The sequence below is a fragment of the Acidobacteriota bacterium genome, from assembly GCA_016196035.1.
GTDB lineage: Bacteria > Acidobacteriota > Blastocatellia > RBC074 > RBC074 > JACPYM01.
This window is the reverse complement of the sequence record JACPYM010000066.1, coordinates 39,627-59,766: the sequence shown is the minus strand read 5'-3', so window position 1 is coordinate 59,766 and position 20,140 is coordinate 39,627. Positions and strand designations below refer to the sequence as shown.

Annotated in this window: 9 protein-coding genes; 5 read left to right on the top strand and 4 right to left on the bottom strand. The window is 58.8% G+C overall.

The genetic code is table 11. The features are described 5' to 3' along the window. Window positions 1-112: 112 nt before the first annotated feature. The 3 genes from HY011_20505 to HY011_20495 all read right to left on the bottom strand — a co-directional run bounded on the left by HY011_20505 (window position 113) and on the right by HY011_20495 (window position 6,782). Window positions 113-2,407: a glycosyltransferase family 39 protein gene (locus HY011_20505; GenBank protein MBI3425322.1), complete on the bottom strand. Its 2,295-nt coding sequence runs from the start codon at window positions 2,405-2,407 to the stop codon at window positions 113-115. Window positions 2,408-2,891: 484 nt separating this feature from the next. Then, window positions 2,892-4,763, bottom strand: a complete 1,872-nt coding sequence (locus tag HY011_20500; protein ID MBI3425321.1) for a putative Ig domain-containing protein — start codon at window positions 4,761-4,763, stop codon at window positions 2,892-2,894. 576 nt (window positions 4,764-5,339) lie between these two features. Next, on the bottom strand, window positions 5,340-6,782 hold the full coding sequence (locus tag HY011_20495; GenBank protein MBI3425320.1) for an aldehyde dehydrogenase family protein: 1,443 nt from the start codon (window positions 6,780-6,782) through the stop codon (window positions 5,340-5,342). Window positions 6,783-6,950: 168 nt separating this feature from the next. Here HY011_20495 and HY011_20490 point away from each other — a divergent pair, with 168 nt between their 5' ends. The 5 genes from HY011_20490 (at window position 6,951) to HY011_20470 (ending at window position 13,925) form a co-directional block, all read left to right on the top strand. Then, complete coding sequence (locus HY011_20490) at window positions 6,951-7,709, top strand: SDR family oxidoreductase (GenBank protein ID MBI3425319.1); 759 nt, start codon at window positions 6,951-6,953, stop codon at window positions 7,707-7,709. Between the two features lie 198 nt (window positions 7,710-7,907). Further along, entirely contained in the window at window positions 7,908-9,335 is a 1,428-nt protein-coding gene (locus tag HY011_20485; GenBank protein MBI3425318.1) for an amidophosphoribosyltransferase, read from the top strand. A gap of 164 nt (window positions 9,336-9,499) precedes the next feature. Next, window positions 9,500-10,531: a phosphoribosylformylglycinamidine cyclo-ligase gene (locus HY011_20480; protein ID MBI3425317.1), complete on the top strand. Its 1,032-nt coding sequence runs from the start codon at window positions 9,500-9,502 to the stop codon at window positions 10,529-10,531. Between the two features lie 21 nt (window positions 10,532-10,552). Then, entirely contained in the window at window positions 10,553-11,092 is a 540-nt protein-coding gene (locus HY011_20475; protein MBI3425316.1) for a hypothetical protein, read from the top strand. Window positions 11,093-11,381: 289 nt separating this feature from the next. Next, window positions 11,382-13,925 (top strand): prolyl oligopeptidase family serine peptidase, encoded by a 2,544-nt coding sequence (locus tag HY011_20470; GenBank protein ID MBI3425315.1) that lies wholly within the window; start codon window positions 11,382-11,384, stop codon window positions 13,923-13,925. Window positions 13,926-14,040: 115 nt separating this feature from the next. Here HY011_20470 and HY011_20465 read toward each other — a convergent pair whose 3' ends face one another. After that, a complete protein-coding gene (locus HY011_20465; protein ID MBI3425314.1) occupies window positions 14,041-19,674 on the bottom strand; it encodes a putative Ig domain-containing protein in 5,634 nt (1,877 codons plus the stop codon). Window positions 19,675-20,140: the final 466 nt, after the last annotated feature.

Below are 20,140 nucleotides of genomic sequence, written 5' to 3'. Positions count from 1 at the left end.
ACAGACACAGTGACTTTGATTGTAGCAACGGCCAAGTCTGCACGCTGGAAGCGCTGCGTACCCAGGTTGGCCCGACCTTTCGAGTGACACACAAGTCTAAAAAAAGAAGCGGCTAAGGCGTCACCGGCTTCCCATCATCCGGTTTCCAGTTGATCCGAAACACTTGAATGCCAAAGCGCCGCCCATCCTTTTCCACAACTTGATCGGTAGTGAACACCAATGCGCTGGGACGATTTTGGTGCAATGACAGCGGCACGCGATAGGTCTTCAGCACCTTGTCTGATGGCGGCGTGAAGCTTTCCAACACCTGTCCGCTGAGTGTGAGAGTGAGCCTGGACGGCTGACCTCCATCCGGTTTAGCGGCGTGCAGTTCGATTTCAAGTTTGCCGTCGCTGGCCAGGGGCGGCAGCTTGATGACGCCGCGCTCCGCCATCCAACGCCAATAGAGGCCGCCATCGGCTTCGATCTCGTCCCAGCCTTCACCGATAAACTGATTGGCCGTGAGCGGCTGTCGTGGAGCTTGCGGGAGCGGCGCCCATTTGACTTCGTAACAACGCAAGCCCAATTCGCGTTCATCGTTGCTCAGGCCCAAGCCCTTCGGCGTGACGATGGGATCAACTTCGAGCGTCAGCACAGACCAGAAACGGCCCGCCTCAGTGGGCACAGTGAGCGTTTGTTCAAAGGCCTCGTGTTGCGGTTTGAAGCGCGCGACCTCGCGGCCATCCAGCCGCAGCGTCAGGGTCGGATGGCTACCGTCGCGCAAGGCAACGATGTCCCCGCGCACAGACAATTGCATGGTGTCGGCTTCGTTAAACAGCGCCACCTGCGCGCGCCGTCCCATCCAACGCCAGAAATTCGCGCCATCATTTTCGACGCCGTACCAGCCGTCCAGATAGTTCGTTTGCCAAAACGAAGTAATCTCGGTCAGGTAAAGTTTCAGATAGCGCTCAAGGCTCATCTTCGTGACGCGCTTGCGTCCGCGCGCGGCGTTCCATTGATAGAGCGCGCTGTTGCCGAAAGGCAGCGGCCCTTGCGTCAAGGCAAAGGTGCGTCCGGTTTGATAAGCCGGATTGAGCAGGTTGGGTTCGGGCAAGGTGACCGTTTCCTGCGTCTGCGTTTTGTATTCAGGCATGAGGAAGTTGACGTGCGGGTCATACAGGATTTCGTTGCGCAATTCATCGCGTTGCGGAGCGAGCCGCGCACGCAAATCCGTGATGGCGCGAAAGACCGGGCTGGGTTCGCGATGAATCATCTTGACGGGCCACCACCCCCATTCGCCCAGGCCCAGCGTCAAGCCAATCGCCAGCGCGACGCCCGCATATTGCAAGCGCGGGAAGCGTTGCGGCGCAAAGACGCGTTCGGATAGCAACACCAATCCGGCGGCCATCAGCCCGGCAAACAGCGGCTGAAACGGCATCGCATAAAAGACCGGCTGCATCGGGTTGTTGAGCAAAAACGTGAAGAGCAGATACGGCACAAACGCCGCCAGCAACCAGCCCAGCGCCGCCCAGCGTTTGCGCGCCGCCAGCACGATCAAACCCAAGGCTGAGAGTCCGTAAACCGTCCACGCAATCCAGGCGTCGCCCCACAAATCCACAAAGAAACGTTGTAACCGCCGCGACCACCAGCCATTGATCCCCGGACTCAAGAACGAATCGTCGAATAGCAAGAAGTGGCCGTGCCCCGCGACTGTTGCGCGGTAAGCTTGCCAGTCGTGCAGCAACACCATTGGCACATACCAACTCACAATGCCTAACACGACCAACACCACGCACCACACCGCCAAGCGCCACTCGCGCCGCCGCAACCAACCCAACCAGACCAACGCCGTCACGGTTCCCAGCACCGCCGCCAGCGTCACGCGCACGCCCAGCGCCACGCCCAGCAACGCGCAACCGGCGAGCAAGGCCCGCCGCGACACGCGCCCGCGCAACACCAGCGTCAACGCGATCAAACCCAACACCAAGGCCGGCGTATCGCTGCGCGGCGCGCAACTGTAAACCCACACGTTCGGAAAGAAGCAGCACAGCAACGCACCGACCACGGCAATGCGCCGATCTTCAAAAATCTCGCGGTACAAATAGAACAGCGCGGCGGCCAGCAAACTGGCGAAGAGGAAATTGACCGCCACCAGTGCGCGGAATTCATCGTGCAGCAACCAATTCGCCAGCTTGCCCATGACCACGAAGACCGGAAAGCCCGGCGGATGCGGCGCGTGTTTGGTCACATCGAAATGACGCAGCGCCCGCCCGAACAGGATTTCATCCCATTCCCACCACGACGCGGGCCGCGCCAGCCAGCGCGTGACCGCGCAGAGCAGCGTCAGTAAAGCGGCAATGGTGAAATCGGAGTTGAAGCGCAAAGGCGAGGGCTGGCTTACAGGACGATTACTCGGCGAATCTTGCATAGGGCCGGTATCTTAGCTTGTGCCTGTGAATTTTGCATTCGCCGAAAAGCTCATCCGCGAAGCCACACGAAGCAGCCACGAAGAGTTGGGCCTAACTTCGTGTGCTTTTCGTGTGGCTTCGCGGACAGCAGTTCATGTTTTCAGCCAACCACACAAGCATAGGACACTACCCCATGTTCACCCGAACTTTTGCTTTTCGGTTTAGGTCTTCAGTTGCAGGGAGGTAAGGCTTGGAGGAGTGCCAGGGCCGAATTTTTCGGTAGGGCTTAAAATCCAGGACTTACGCAAAGATTTGCCACAGAGGCACGGAGACACAGAGGAAGACCGCGATCTCCGGCAGAACTGTAACAAAGCTCTGTGTCTCCGTGCCTCTGTGGCTATCGCGCGCGCGTTTTGCGTAAGTCCTGAAATCTTAGGTGAGCCGACTGAAAGGCAGAGGGGCCTCGAAAGGCCCCTCTGTTCAATCACGCCTTAAAATGGAGGATCAGTTCACCTCAAGCTGACTGGTCAAGACGGTATTGGTGGCGTTGTCGCGCAACCCTTTCCACTGCACCCGCATATTCACTTTTACGAACCCATCAATGACGTGCAGTTCGCCGCTTGGCGTGTTCACAGTGATCTTGGTGCTGGCGTTCCAAATCAACTTCTTGGTTCCAACCATCAGATACCCGGCGCCCAAAGCAGTGATTCTGCCCTGCCCTTCGTCTTTGATCGTAAAGTTGCCCGGCGGCGCAGGGTTGACCACCAACGTGGTTGTCACTGACTGGGCGACGCCAACTGCGTCCGTCGCGGTCAAGCTTACGCTAAATGTCCCGGCGGTCGTGGGCACGCCATTGAGGCTGCTGCCTGTGAGCGTCAAGCCCGGCGGCAACCCCGTGGCTGCATAGGTGAACGCGCCATAACCTCCGGAAGCCACAAGCGTCGCCGCATAGGCCGCGCCCACCGTGGCATTCGGCAAGACCGGAGCGAACACAATGGCCCGATCCACAATCGTCAAACTCAGATTCTTTACCGTCGAAACTCCCACGGCATCAACCGCACTAATCGTCAGGTTGAACACGCCAATGATTGTGGGGACGCCCGTGATATTGACGCCGTTGAAGCTCAGCCCAGCCGGTAATCCGCTGATCGTAGTCGTATACGGAGCTACTCCCCAAGTGACGGAGACCGGAGCAGAGTACGCGACTCCCGCAGTGCCATTCGCTAAGGAAGTGGTTGAGATCGTCACGCGCGGCTTGACGGTCAGGTTCGTCAGAATACAACCCGCCGGATCGGCAACACCGGTGTAATCCACGATCAAACCAGTCTGGTACCAGTTCACCAAGCCGCCCAGAAACGTCGTATTGCCCGGGTTCAAATTGGTCGTCCATAAATGATCGAGCAGATTCAACCCGCCATTCACCGTGATGAAACCGGGATTGCGTGCGACATACGCCGTGATCACCGCATTCGTCCCCGAACACGCAACCGGGGCCGGATTGGTGATGGAGACCGGCACGCTGGCGGTTGCCGTTGCACCCACGCTGTCGGTCACCGTGGCTTGCACAGTGTAGCTGCCCGCCGTGTCAGGAATGCCGGAAAGAGAGCCATCCGCGCCGAATGTCAGCCCGCTGGGAACGCCCGTGGCAGACCAGGAATACGGCGCGGCGCCTCCCGTGGCCGTGAGCGCTCCGCTATATACCGTTCCCACTACACCCGCTGGCAAGGTGCCGCTCAGCGCCAGCGGCAACGGCCCGCCACCGGAGCCATTATCCGTCGTGACGACCCACCACGAACCGCTCGTGTTGGCAGGGTTGATGATGCCACTGTACTCGCCTACATAAGGTTGCCCATTGCCCGCCAGCGTGCAGCCCGCCGGAGCGCCCGCGCAGGTAGCGTAAAACGTGATGCGCGTGGCTTGATCATAGTTGTAATGGCCCGTGACCAGCGAGGATTGGTTGACGCCCGGAACCCCCGTGCCCGGAATGAACGCCATCGTATTCATGGTATACGCCTGCCAATCAGTTCCCGTGGAAGTTGGCGCCACCCCGGTCAAGGTATTTTTACCGCCAAAGATAAACCAGGAATCTATGTTACCCGCCGCATCCGTGTGTATCTGAAAAGTAGTTACTGGCAGAACGAATCCAGTTAAAACGCCGCCGGGGCCGACAACTGAAACAGAGCTGCTTGTTACTCCCGCAGCGGTAAGCGACAAGTAACTGGTTGAGGGAGCCAACGGCGCATTCACCGTAAAACTCACCGAGACGTGATCGGTTCCGCTGGTAAAAGCGGGGCCGTTATAGGTATAGGTAGTCGCCGCAAACGCCGGAACTGCCAGGAGCAACCAGGCAATCATCAAAAGAAACCGTGTTTTCATACGTACTTCTCCTCAGCTAACAAACCATGCCAGCATTCGTATCAATGAATTCTTCATCGTCAGTTAAAAGAATGGCGCCGCTCTTTCCGGTCAACACCCTCTGGACACACCTCACCTTATAGCTTGGGTCATCGCTGACCGTGTAGACAGCGACATAAGCCGCACTGTCAGGCGCACATCGCCCGAGGCTTATTTACATAAGCAAAAAGAAAAGATGGTCGCGGAGTAGTTGAATCGAACCGGGAGAACTGCACCGTGACACTATAGGCGCCAACCATCAGAGCGCAGGATGCGGCAGCGATTCCGCACCGTGCTGTTGCTGGCGTAGATAAGTTAGCAAAGCAACGTGAATACACGATGAATGAAGCAAGAAATCCTTCCGCTTGATTGCATCACGTTGTTACTGCCTTAAAGGAAAAGGCTGGTTAGGGATAAGAATGTCAGCCATTACAGGCGACCATGCAGAATTGACTGAGAATTTTTTCGGCTACACAATTGCCAAAGGATTAGCTGAGAGTAACAGCCCCGCGAAAGATCATCACGGCGCTGAGAAATCGTTACTGGCGAGGTTGGCCGTTAAAGTAACATCGCCTTCACTTCCAAAAACTCTTCCAACCCGAACTTGCCTAACTCACGCCCATTGCCCGATTGCTTGTACCCGCCAAAGGGCGCCAGCGGATTGAACCTGCCGCCATTGATTTCGACCTGCCCGGTACGCAAGCGGCGCGCGACGCGTTTGGCGCGTTCGGGATCGCCCGACCAAACGCCGCCCGATAGGCCGTAAACCGTGTCGTTGGCGAGGCGCACCGCGTCGTCTTCGTCTTCGTAAGCAATCAGCGAGAGCACCGGGCCGAAGATTTCTTCCTGCGCGATGGTCATCTGGTTGTCCACGTTGGCGAAGACGGTCGGGCGCACAAAGAAGCCGGGTTCCAAGCCTTCCGGCTTTTCCGGCCCGCCCGCCACGAGCGTCGCGCCCTCGGCAATCCCCTTTTCAATGTAGCCCACCACGCGGTCGCGCTGCGTGGCCGAGACCAGCGGGCCGAGTTTGGCCGCGCCGCCGAGCGGGTCGCCGACGGTGAATTTCTCAGCCGCACGTTTGGCGATGGCGACGGCTTCGTCGTAGCGCGACTTGGGCACTAACATGCGTGTCAGCGCCGAACAGGTTTGGCCCGAATTGAAATAGCAATTGCCGACGCCGCTCGCGACTGCGCGTTCAAAATCGGCGTCGTCGAGAATGATGTTGGCCGACTTGCCGCCCAGTTCGAGCGCGACGCGTTTGACCGTTTGCGCGGCCAGTTCGCTGACACGCTTGCCCGCGTGCGTTGAACCGGTGAAGGAAATCATATCCACGTCAGGATGCGCGGCCAGGGCTTCACCCACGACCGGGCCGTAACCCGTTACCAAGTTAAAAACGCCCGCGGGCAAGCCGATTTCGTCAATGATTTCGGCCAGCATGAACGCGGTCAGCGGCGCGACTTCGCTGGGTTTCAGCACCACCGTGCAACCGGCGGCCAGCGCGGGCGCGACTTTGGCGGTGATCTGATGCAGCGGGAAGTTCCAGGGCGTGATGCAGCCGACGACACCGATGGGTTCTTTGGCAATCAGCGCGTTGCCGACCTGCTCTTCAAATTGAAACTCGCGCGCGAGCTTGGCAGTCGTGCTGACATCAGTAATCGCCAGCCCGGCTTGCACGGCGGTCGCCATGGGCAAGGGCATACCGACCTCGGCGGCGATGGTCGCGGCAATTCCGGCCTGGCGTTCTTTCAACTTGGCGGCGATTTGGTCGAGGTAGGCGGCGCGCGTCTCGACGGGTGTGCTTGACCACGACCCGAACGCGGTACGGGCTGCGGCGACAGCGGCATTGATGTCTTCGGCTGTGCCTTCCGGGACTTTTCCCATGATCGCTTCGGTGGTGGAGTTGATGACTTCGATTAAGTCGGCGCCTTGCGGCTGTGTCCAGCGACCGTTGATGTAAAACTTGTCGTGCACGCGAACTTGCGACGTTGCAGTGGCTTCCATTGCGGCTCCTTTTCGTAGCAAAACGGGATTTGAAATTTGGGATTTGAAACCGGGCCGCAGTATCAAGAAGCCCGTGTGAGATTGTCAACCGCGCTTTGCTTGACAGCGTTTCCGCGCACGGCTACGGTGAGCGCCGCTGTTCAAACCACAATTTCAAGGAGCATCTCTATGTCCACTCTCAACGGCAAAACCGCCCTCGTCACGGGCGGCGGGCGCGGCATCGGCAAGGCCATCGCGCAACGTCTGGCCGCCGCAGGCGCCAACGTCGTTATCGCCAGCCGCAAGCTCGAAGTCCTGCAAGCCACCGCGCAGGAATTCGCCGCCTTGCCCGGCAAAATCATCCCGGTTGAATGCCACGTCGGACGCGCCGAGCAATTGGAAAAGCTGGTGCAAGAAACCGAACGCCAGCTCGGCCCGGTGGACATTCTGGTCAACAACAGCGCGACCAACATCGGGCAGGGGCCGTGTCTGGACGTGACCGACGACATGTTCGCCAAGATGTTCGAGGTCAACGTGGTCTCGGCGCTGCGGCTGATTCGCTTGACCGTGCCGCAAATGATCGCACGCGGCACGGGTGGTTCGATCATCAACATCGCTTCGATTGCCGGGCTGCGGCCCCAACCGGGCGGGCTGCTTTACAGCGCGACCAAAGCGGCGCTGTTGATGATGACGCGCAACTGGGCGGCGGAATTCGGCAAGCACAATGTGCGTGTCAACGCGATTGCGCCGGGCCTAATTCAAACCGATTTCAGCGAGTATTTCTGGAAGAACGAAAAGTACGTGTCAAAGCTCGAAGCCACCCAACCCATCCCGCGCGTCGGCACGCCGGAGGAAATCGGCGGCATCACGCTGTATCTGGCTTCGGATGAAGCGTCCTTCGTGACCGGGCAGACGTTCGTGGTGGATGGCGGCGCGACGGCACTGTGAGGAAACAACTATCTGAGTTGAGCATTGGCGCTGCACCTAAAAGCTGCCTATCCCCAGCACGAGAAACAGCAGGCGTTTGAGGCGTGCCTTTTGCCTCCGCCTGCTGATTGTTTATACTGCCTTCTACTCCACGCAACGTTCATCCATAACTTCAACACGTGCGCAATCATTCAACCAAAAGTAGGCAAAAGTAGGCAAATGCTGTTCGATAAATTTCGTGAAGAGTGCGGCGTATTCGGGATCTTCGGGAACTCCGAAGCCGCGCGGCTGACTTATCTGGGACTGTACGCCCTGCAACATCGCGGGCAGGAATCCGCCGGGATCGTTTCGACCGATGGCGTGCGGCTTTATTCCGAACGCGGCATGGGCCACGTCAACGAAATCTTTCAGGAAGCCAACCTCAAACGCTTGCAAGGCAGCGCGGCCATCGGCCACGTGCGCTATTCGACTGCCGGCAAAGTCAGCATCAACGAAGCGCAGCCGTTCGCCGTCAAATGCAGCTACGGGCAAATCGCGCTCTGCCACAACGGCAACCTGCCCGACGCCAGCGAAGCGCGCAAACAACTCGAACAGGACGGCGCGATTTTCTCTTCGACCTCTGACACCGAAGTCGTCTTGCATCGCATCGCGCGTTCGCGCCGCCGCGATTTGACCGAAGCTATTGTCGAGGCCTTGATGTTCGATGACGGCGCGTATTCGATGCTCTTCACCACGCCCGACAGCCTGATCGCCATTCGTGATGCACGCGGCTTCCGCCCGTTGTGTATGGGCGAATTGGAGGGCGCGACGGTCTTTGCTTCGGAAACCTGCGCCTTTGATTTGATCGGCGCGAAATATGTGCGCGATGTCGCGCCGGGCGAAATGATCGTGGTGGATGCCGACGGCATGCGTTCGACCCACCCTTTTCCGCAAAAGCCGCACACGCATTGCATTTTTGAACACGTCTATTTTGCCCGGCCCGATTCGCTGGTTTACGGCCGCAGCGTCAACAAGAGCCGTCACCTGATGGGCAAGGCTCTGGCGCGCGAAAGCCCAGTGGAGGCCGACATCGTCGTGCCCGTACCCGATTCGGGCGTGGCGGCGGCGATTGGTTTCGCCTCGCAATCGGGCCTGAAGTTACGCTTCGGCCTGATGCGCAATCATTATGTCGGGCGCACCTTCATCGAACCGCAATCCCAGATTCGCCACTTCGGCGTGAAAATCAAACTCAATCCGGTGCGCGACCTGATCGAAGGCAAGCGCGTCGTCTTGATTGACGATTCGATTGTGCGCGGCACGACTTCGCAAAAGATCGTCAAGATGGTGCGCGAAGCGGGCGCGAAAGAAGTGCACATGCGCATCAGTTGTCCGCCCACCGTCGCACCTTGCTATTACGGCGTAGACACGCCGACCAGCGAAGAACTGATCGCCTCGCATCAATCCATCGAACAGATTCGTGATTACCTGGGCGCTGATTCGCTGGCGTATCTGAGCATGCAGGGCATGCTCGACGCGGTTGGCGACCCGCAAGACACACGCTTTTGCAAAGCCTGTTACACCGGGCAATATCCCACGCTGCTGGGGCACAGCGTCGAAACCTCGCGGCAGCGCGAAGTGATGACGGCGGTCCCCTTAGCTACTGACTGAAAGCAATCAATCAAGAAATGAACCGGAAAAGAGATTACGGAACAGACGGAAATAACGAAACAAACAGAAAAGACTGACTGGTCTAACTGGTTTCTTCCGTCTGTTCGGTTATTTCCGTCTGTTCCGTAATCTCTCTTCCTTTTGCAAATCTACTCCACGGCATTATGGCTATTACTTATAAAGACGCGGGCGTCAACATTGACGCTGCCAACGCCGCCACCGAACGCATCAAAAAGCTGGCGCGCTCGACCTTCAACATCAACGTCATGTCCGAAATCGGCAGTTTCGGCGGGATGTTTAACGGCACGTTTGACGACACGCGCTCGCCCGTCTTGGTCGCCAGTTGCGACGGCGTCGGCACCAAACTCAAGGTCGCCTTTGAGACGGGCATTCACACGACCATCGGCTACGATCTGGTCTCGGCCTGCGTCGGCGACATTCTGGTGCAAGGCGCGCGGCCCCTGTTCTTTTTGGATTACATCGCCACCGGCAAGCTCGATCCGAACACCGTCGCGCAAATCGTCGAAGGCATCGCCAGCGGCTGCCGCGAATGCGATTGCGCGTTGCTGGGCGGCGAAACGGCGGAGATGCCCGGCTTTTATGCCGATGGCGAATACGACATCGCCGGCTTCATCGTCGGCGTGGTGGACAAAAAGAAAGTCATTAACGGTTCGCGCATCACCGCCGGCGATGTCGTGCTGGGCATCCCGTCGTCGGGGTTGCACACGAATGGTTACAGCCTGGCGCGCAAAGTGTTCTTTGAGGCCGCCGGTTACAAAGTGGACACGCATGTGCCCGAACTCGGGTGCACGGTCGGCGAAGAGTTGTTGAAGCCGCATAAAAACTACCTGCCGCTGCTCTCGCGCCTGATCGAACACGAAGGCGTCATCAAAGGCATGGCCCACATCACCGGCGGCGGTCTCGTCGAAAACGTCCCGCGCATCCTGCCCCGCAACGTAGACATCGCCATCCGTCTGAACAGTTGGCAAATCCCGCCCGTCTTCAAACTGATTCAAGACCTGGGCAACGTCCCACACGAAGACATGCTGCGGACGTTTAACCTGGGCATCGGCATGGTCGTCGTGACCAACAAAGGCTTCGCCCAATTCGTGATTGATCAGTTGGCGAATGTGCGGGAAAAGCCTGTCGTATTGGGCGAAGTGATTGAAGGGGACGGCAAGGTGCAGTTCGTTTAGGGTTGGAAGGAGAGTGTCAGGATGTATTCAGTAGACGAGAAAGATCGTGTCGTCCCCATCACTGACATTCCTCAATCTTCTGTGGGAGCGCCGACGCCGATTGTATTGAGCAGCGAAGGCGTCACAGTCGTAGCCTTTTATTTGCAAGACACACCACCTGGCTGGGATGGAACTACGATCGGCGGTGTGACCGAGAGCATTGAAGATGAACCGCTTGCGCTCGTCAAGTTTTCCAGATGCTACAGTTCAATGTTTGGCCCGCCGAATGATGAAGCATTCCACGGGCATCCGCTGGCGAGTCGCGGACTAACACCGTATGGCGCATTTGTCATCGAAATTTCCTCTTGGATTCGTCAACTGGAACGGATGAATTCGGTTCATTGGCGCCACGATCCAGATCGGTTCTGGACACGCAAACACTACGTTTTGTCTTTTCATGATTCGACTTTTGAATGCGTGGCCGATGGTTACACCGTCGAGGTACACGAAAGCTCGCTTAACCAGATGCTGACCCGAATGGCAGAACTGCTTACGGGTTCAAGCGCAAAGAGATTAAGCTGAGTCGTAAAGCCCTGAAAGGGCGAAATTCAATAGCCAGGGGCAACGCCCCTGGTATCCGCACAAAATGATTTACAAGCCCTAAAAGGGCGAAATTCAGCGCTCTTATTCCGCCCTTTTAGGGCTTGTCTCTTGCTTCGCCGCAACCCAGGGCGTTGCCCTGGGCTATTCAATTTCGCCCTTTCAGGACTTTGAACAACAAATCTTTGAGCTTGTTCCTAACGCGCCATCGTGCGTGTTCTTTGGTTCTTGTTGCTCAAAACCAATCACAGCAATTCAATCGGAGCCGCAGATGAAGAAATACGGACTGCACCGCCTACTGACTTCGCTTTGCCTATTCGCCCTATTGCTGCCCGCGCCCGCGTCCGCGCAACAGCCCAAAAAATTCGACCTTACCGTTGACAGCATCATGCGCGGCCCCGACCTGGTCGGCTATGAACCCACGCGCGTGTACTGGTCGCCCGACAGCCAGCGCGTCTACTTCCGCTGGAAGCGCGCGGGCGAGCCGCGTTTGAAAGAGCCTGATCTTTACGTCGTCAACCGCGATGGCGGCGGCTTGCGCAAGCTCAGCGAAGACGAGGCCAAGCTCGCGCCGCCCGCCAACGGCGAGGTTTCCAAAGACAAACGGCTGACCGTGTTTACCGAAGACGGCGACCTCTGGCTCTACGACAATGCCAAAAACGAGCGCCGCCGTTTGACCGAAACGCAGGAAGGCGAGAGCAACGCGCATTTCACCCGCGACCAGCGCAGCGTTTATTTCACGCGCAACAACAATCTGTATGTGCTCGCGCTGGACGGCGGCTCCCTGCGGCAATTGACCGACATTCGCACGGGCGGCGGCGCGGCTCCGGCTGGCCCGGCGTTGGCGTTTGGCGGTGGACGGCGCGGCGCAGAGAGTGCCGACGGTACGGAACCGGAAGCGATAGCGACCGGGTTAGTCCTGGATGATGTGCAACAACAAGGCCAAGCCCGCCAGCCCGAAGCGCCCAAGAAACAGACGCAGCAAGACTACCTCAAAAAAGAAGAGCGCGAATTGCTGGAAGCCGTGCGCGAACGCGCGCTGAACCGCGAGGAGCAAGAGGCCAAGCGCAAGAAGCAGGAAAAGCGCAAACCATTTGAATTGCCCGCCGGGCAAAGCGTCACCAACCTGACGCTCACGCCCGATGGCGCGGCGGTCATTGCCACGGTCATTCAATCGGCGACAGGCACGAAAAGCACGATCGTGCCCAACTACGTCACCGAGTCCGCCTTCACCGAAGACATTCCGGGCCGCACCAAAGTCGGCGACGCGCAGACGCGCAATCGCATCGCCATCATCAATGTCGAGAACGGCGAAGTGAAATACGTTGACCACGGCCAGAAGGTTAAAGCCCCCAATGGCAATGATGATCCAAAGTCAGCCGACCGCGATGTGCAACTGCTCAACCTGCAGCTTTCGGAAGACGGCAAGAACGCCGCGTTGCTGGCGCGTTCCGCTGACAACAAAGACCGCTGGGTCTTGGCGCTTGATCAAGCCACCGGCAAGACCCAGGTGCTCGATTACCTGCACGACGAGGCTTGGGTCGGCGGCCCCGGCGCGTTCTCGCTCGGCTTCTTGCCCGACAACAAAACGATTTTCTTTGAATCCGAAAAGGACGGCTGGGCGCATCTGTACAGCGTTCCTGTCGAAGGCGGTGCGCCGCAACAACTCACCAGCGGCAAGTTTGAAGTCTCCGACGTGCGCCTGTCGGACGACAAAACCAAATTCTATTTCACGTCGAGCGAAGGCAGTTTGTACGAGCGCCATTTCTATTCAATGCCCATTGCTGGTGGCGCGCGCACGCGCTTGACTTCATTACCCGGCAACAACGCGGCGACGCTTGCGCCCGATGAATCGCAGATAGCGCTGGTGCGTTCGTACAGCAACAAACCACCGGAGCTTTATCTGGCGGCGGCCAATGCCTCCGCTACGCCAAAACAAATCACGGCCTCGCCGCTTGAAGAGTTTGCCAGCTACAACTGGATTGATCCGCCCATCGTGCAATTCGCCGCGCGCGATGGGGCGCAGGTTCCGGGGCGGTTGTACAAACCCGCGAACTGGAAAGCGGGCGGCCCGGCGGTGCTCTTCGTCCACGGCGCGGGCTATCTGCAAAACGTGCACAAATGGTGGAGCAGCTACTTCCGCGAATACATGTTTCATCACCTGCTGATGGAGCGCGGCTATCTCGTCTTTGACATTGATTACCGCGCCTCGTCGGGTTACGGACGCGACTGGCGCACGGGCATCTACCGCCACATGGGCGGTCAGGATTTGACCGATCACTTAGAAGCTGTGAAATACCTCGTCGCCGAACACGGAGTAGACTCGAAGCGTGTGGGCCTTTACGGCGGCAGCTACGGCGGCTTTATCACGCTGATGGCGCTGTTCACCGAACCGGATGTCTTCGCGGCGGGTGCGGCGTTGCGCCCCGTGACCGACTGGGCGCATTACAACCACGGCTACACGGCGAACATTTTGAACCAGCCGCAGGATGATGCCGAGGCCTACAAACAGAGTTCGCCGATTTACTTCGCCCAAAATCTGAAAGGCGCGCTGCTGATCTGTCACGGCATGGTGGACACGAATGTGCACTTCCAGGATTCGGTGCGCTTGGCGCAACGCCTGATCGAATTGCGCAAAGAGAATTGGGAACTGGCTGTCTTCCCTGTCGAAGATCACGGCTTTGAGCGTGCAACGAGTTGGGCGGATGAATACAAGCGAATTCTCAAGTTATTTGAAACGAACTTGAACAAACCCGCTGCGGCAGCCACCAAATCAACTGCCCAACCGCCAGCGAACCGGCGTTCGGGCAAGTAACTCAACTGCGCAAATCAAAAAAAGGGAGGCACGGCTTCACTAAAAGCCGCGCCCCCTTTTTGCGCCCGAGCGTGTCCCCGCTACGAGACGGTCAGCTTCCCGCAACGACGCACGCTCAGGGCGTTCGCCGCGCCACTGGCACATCGCCGGCCTGGCCCTGCGCCTGCATCATCAGACTACCGTCGTGGCTGCACCGCACATACCAGGTGCGATCACTCGCGCGCCAGACCGCGACATCGGCCTGCTTATCGCCGTCATAATCGCTCGGCAAGGCTTGATCGTAGTACGGTGCCGCGCTCGTCCCCCAGTTTTCCAACCGGTAACGATTGCTCACGCTTTGCCAGATGTACCAGACACCCTGCCGCCAGACGGCGATGTCGGTCTTCCCATCGCCGTCGTAATCCGCCGCCACCGGCACATCTGTGCCCAGGCCCCATTGCTTGATGATGAATTGGCTGTCGCTGCTGCGCTTCACCAGCCACGTCCCGCTCGCACGCCGGAACACGGCCAGATCGGTTTTGCCGTCGCCGTCATAATCGCCCGGCACCGGCACATCCAGATACGGCGCATCGCCCATGCCCCAATTCACGACATCAATGTTGCCATCGCTGCTGCGCAACACATACCAGTTGCCTTCGCTGGGCCGCCAAATGGCGCAGTCCGTCTTGCCGTCGCCGTCATAATCGCCCGGCACCGGCACGTCCGTACTTACGCCCCACTGCCTGATGAGGTAGCCGCCATCGCTGCTGCGCCGGACGTAGAACGTGCCCGCGCTGGGGCGATAAACCGCCAGATCGGTCTTGCCGTCCCCATCGTAATCGCCCAGCAACGGCAGGTCGCCTGTGGTGCCCCAACTCATGGTTTGGGTCAACTGCGTGCTGCTCATCCGCATATTCCAGCTTCCGTTCGCGGGCCGCCAGAGGGCCAGATCGGCTTTGCCGTCGCCATCGTAATCGGCCACTTGCGCCCGCGCCGCAAAAGCACCGGCCCCGACCAGCACCGTATAACTCTGACTGCCTGTGCACGCGCCCTGTGTCGCGGTGATCGTGAAGGTATAGCTGCCCGCCGCCAGCGGATAGCCGTACAGCAGCGCCGCCGCATTGAAGAAGGTCACGCCCGGCGGCAGCGAGCCGGTCAGCGCGTAGGTGTAGCTGCCGGCGGGCGCGGCGGCGACAGTGTTACTGTAAAGCTGCCCGATACTGCCGTTGGGCAAGCTGCCCGGCAACGTGATCGTCGGACAAGCGCCGCCGATGACCAGCGAGTACGACCGGCTGCCCTGGCAGCCACCAAAGCCCGTCGCCGTCACCGTGAAGGTGTAGGACCCATTCGTCGTTGGCGCGCCACTCAGCAGGCCGGTCGCGGCATTGAGCGACAACCCCAGCGGCAAGGAACCGCTGGTCACGGCATAGCTGTAATTGCCGCCTGCCGGTGCAGCCGAAATCACCTGACTGTACGCCGTCCCCGTCGTGCCACTCGGCAAGGTCGCGGGATTGACCGTGATGGTCGGACACCCAATGACCAGCATGTAGTTTTGCGTGGCAGCGCAGCCAGTGGCCGCTTGCGCCTTGACGGTGAAGGTTGCCGCGCCCGTGGCGGTGGCGATACCGCTGATCACTCCCGTTGAGGCATTCAGCGTCAACCCGGCGGGCAGACTTCCCGCGATCAGGCTAAAGGTATAGCTGCCCGCAGGCGAGACACTGAGGGTTTGACTGTAAGCGACGCCCGCCTGACCGGCAGCGAGGCTCCCAGGGCTTAAGGTGATCGTCGGGCAGCCGATGGTCACAGTGTAGTTTTGCGAACCACTGCACGCACCCGCCGAAGCCGTGAGCGTGCAGGAGAACGAGCCGGTCGTTGTGGGCGTGCCCGTGAGCGCGCCGGTCGCGCCATTGAGCGTCAGCCCCGCCGGCAAGGAGCCTGACGTGACCGCATAGGTATACGCCCCGGCAGGCGAAGCGGAAACCGACTGACTATAAGCAGTGCCGGCCGTCCCGCTCGGCAAGCTCGCTGGACTGAGCGTAACGGTCTGGCAAATGACGACCAGCGCGTAATCAAGGAAGCCCGTGCAACCTCCAAAGCCCGCGGCCGTGACGCGGAAATTGAAGACGCCGGATTGCGTCGGCGCACCGCTGAACGAACCATTCGCATTGAGCGTCAGGCCCGCAGGCAATAGGCCGCTGGTGACGGCAAACGTATAGTTGCCGCCGGCGGGGCTGCCCGTGAGAGTCGTCGGATACGCCACATTGACCGTTGCGTTGGGCAAGGTCGTGGGCGCCAGCGTGACCGTCGGACAGGTGATGACCACGGTGTAATTCCGCGTGCCCATGCAGGGATTCACATTGTCGGCGGCTTTGAGAGTGAAGGTGAAGGTCCCGGCCACCGTCGGCGTGCCCGTGACCGCGCCGGTCGCGGCATTCAGCGTCAAGCCCGTCGGCAATGACCCGCTCATCACTGAGTAGGTATATGAACCCGCCGGACTGGCCACCGCCGATTGATTGTACGGCGTGCCCGCCACTGCGCCCGACAGCGGGCCAAGCGTGATCGGTGCGCAACCGACAGTTACAGTGAAGTTGATCGGGCTACCGGCTTGCGGCGTACAAGTGACGGGCGTTACCCCCGCTGGAAAGGTCGAGCCGGAAGGCGGCACGCAAGTCACGACCCCGCAACCGCCCGTGATGGACGGACTGTAGTTGACCACTGCCGTCGTACCGGGCGACACGGGAATTACCATGATGTTCGCCTGCGTCAGCGAACACGCCGCTGTCGCGCAAACCGCCGGCGTGATGACCAGCGAGAAGGCGCGGATGTTACCGGTGTCCCCGCTGAAGAAATCCTGCGCCTGTAGTTGCCAGGTGCCATTGGCACCGTGAGCGTCGAACCCCGAAAGCGGCGCATTCGGTTTGAAGGAGCCGGTGAACGGCGCGTTGCCGGAAACCACGCTTTGGATCGAAGCTCCCGCCGATTCGTCGTCGAGCAGCGTCTGGCAGAAGTTGTTACCGCTGCCGTCGGTGTTGTTAATGACCACCACGGTCGTGTTATCCGGCGCTCTCAGCGTGAGCCTCAAGTCGTTGACGAAAGTGTGATCCAGCCCGACCGTGGTCGAACCAATAGCGTTCGTACAACTGGTGCCATCGAAGCGGAAGTTAATATCGAAGATATTGCCCGGAACCCCGGCAACCACCAGATTGGCGTTGACCGGCGCGCCCGGATTACTGCCCGACAAATCGGCGGCATCCGGAATCGCCACCGGTGGGCCGGTGAAACTGAAGGTTATCGGCGTGCCAGGTGCGCCCATCGCCGTGCTGAAATTGAAGATTTGCGGACTCATTCCGCCGCTGAACGTCACGGTCAAGGTAAAGTTGATCGTTGCACCGCAAGTCACGCCGCAGCCAATCGTTACGGTAAACGGCGTCGTGTTGTTAGCACTGGCGGCCACTGCCAGATTCGGATACGCCGACACGCCTTGATTGATGACCACGCCTGGCGTCGCAGAAGTCAGCGTCGCCGAGATGCCCGTCGCGGTCGCTCCGCCAGCGTTGGTCAGCCCAATCGTGTAATTCAATTGTTCGCAAGATTCGGCAAATCCGTCATTGTCGCCGCCTGTTTCGGTAAACGCGACGGTTCCCAAACTCAGGAATGCCTGCGGTGTCGCGCCAATGGCTTGCAGTGCCTGGTAGGCCATGACGATGCCCGCGCCGGAATCGCGATCAACACCCACTGTCTCAATGTCGAGCGCCGAAGAGATGAGTGCAGTGCGGATCTGCGCGTTGGTGAAGGGCCCCGCCGATTTGAGCAGGGCCGCAATGGCCGCCGCGTGCGGAGCTGCTGCCGAAGTGCCGAAGAAGGGATTAAAGCCGGGCGCGGCGCACATCACGCCGTCTGCCGCCGTAATATCCGGCTTTTGCCTCACGATCCCGCCCGTCGCAGAGAAATTACCTGGCGGCGCGCCTGGCAGTAAGTTGCCAGCGAAATCGAAGAAAATCCGACGCGGCCCGTCGGAAGTGAAAGTCTCCGTCACGTTGGCAGTGGTGAAAGGATTCGGGAACGGGCCGCTTGGCTGTCCTACGCCAAACCCCGCACTCGCAGGGGTCGCTGCCACGCTGAAGGCATTCACCGCGATGGAATGGCCAATGGTCGAACCCGTCGTGCTGAGAGTTGGATCGAGTCTGCCACGGAAATTGTGCAGGCTAATGAACCGATTGGCACCCGCAAATTGCAGTACGACCAAACGTTCACCGCTAAAGGCCGGGCCGCTGATTTCGACCGGAAAGTCATCGCCGCCCACACCGTCTTGCGTGTCGGTGGAAGCATCGAAGATGGTCGTGAGTCCGCCGTCCATGTCGTAAAGGTCATAGTCATTCGCCGAAACGCCAAAAACATCGCTCCAATACAGAGGGACCACGGCTGAATCAGCAGTCACCAGGATAGACTGCCCGCCATCGCCGAAATTATTAGCCGCGCCGCCACCGGCCAGCGCGGGCGGCGTCCCATTGGGATTGAAGTTTCCTTCCCAAGTGCCGGAAGTACCATCGTTTTTGTTGCCTTCATTGCCCGCCGACGAAAAATAGAGCACGCCAGCCGCCGTTACTTGATTGACCGCATCCGCCACAATGCTTTCTTGCAAGGGCGATTCGGCCAGATAAACGACATCGTCCACGATGATATTGCAGCCCGCATTTTTTAGGGCGATGATGTTTGCCGCAAAAGTGGCTTGCGTGGGGTCGGCAGTAGCAAAATAAAGTTGTGCATTTGGCGCCAGATCATGAACGATTTCGAGCATCGCCGAGCCTTCATCGCCTGACCCCGCGTCCAGTACGGTCACGGCAGGCAGATCACCCGAGGCCTGCAACGCCGCCAGCGAATCCACACCGTCAGAGATCACTCCGACTTTTACGCCACTACCATTGACGCCAAAGAATCCACGCGCATCCAGCGCCCGGTGCGTCTTATCGCCTTCAGAAACATTGGACACCATCCCAGCCAAAGCTGCGGATACCCGATTCCGCAACGCTTCCGCCCGTTTTTCAAAGCTAGGTTTGACTAGCGTCTGCGCCTCAGCCCCAGATGGGACATAGCGGCTGGTGTAGGCTTTGGCATGTTCGCGGATGGCAATAATCTCTGGGAACGCAGCCAGCTCTTCCAATTTACCCAACGGTACTTCCGCCACGATCACCCTGCCAGCAGGGCTGGCGTTGACGACTTTGAAGCTAAACTTGTCCAGCACTTTCAAACCAGCCGTGCGATTAATTACAGTGATATCTACTAAGGTGTCACCGCTAGCGCTGGTCGGTACTGATGTGCGCATTGAATTTAACTCCAAGGGCAGTTGCACACGTTGTTTGCGCGCGGCGAAGAGTAGTCGGGAGCTAATCTTCTTCTGGTTTGGGGTCAAGCTTTTCTTTATGGCAGCTAGCGTCTGTAGCTGTAATGCCGCACTCGCCGCCATGACTGGAGCGGGACTGACGGCGTTGACTTTCACGGCCTCGGTAAAAGCCGTTTGATAGACCTGGCGCGCGGCCTCGACAGCCTGCCAGTTGGCGCTCGTGCGATTGTCGCGATAAACCTCGACCGCCGTATCGAGCGATAAGCGGCTGCTTTCCACGGCAGCCGCCATACTGCTCGCAGCCAGCATCGGCTTGCTGGCTTGCCAAATTACAACACCGACAGCCATGAGCAGGACCAGCAGCGCCAGTCCACGCAACTTCCCGTTGGCTTTTTTTTGTTTGCGCGCAGATTTGTTTGTGGGTTTCATAAAACTTCCTCGCAGGTTAGAGAGACAATCAATTTTTGGTAGTGGGGTAGTCAGGTGGGACGGCTTTAGTTTGTAGTCCCACCTGACTACCCCACTACCAAATTTTTTTGGCGTGATCAGCGCCAAAAACCAGGCAGAACCAAACTCACTGGGACGAAAGCAAGCAGTTATTTGCCAGGCCTTGGTTTAGGGTCAGAGCTAGAAACAGCATCGTCATAGCCGCTCAGGCAGTTCCAATGGCCAACCACATAGGCGACAACCAAGAGAACCATCGCCTGGCGAACAGACAGACAGTCGGTACTTACCTAAAGGGTTAAACTTGCCCCAGTGAGCGGTGTTTTTTTGCCAGAAGCATAAGCCGGACTGATTGATGCCATGACCAGTCCGCTGGGGATGACCTTCAGCAGAAATGCGCTATTAACAAGCCAATCCGCGCTGAATTCGTAAGGGTTGAGGGTTCATAAAG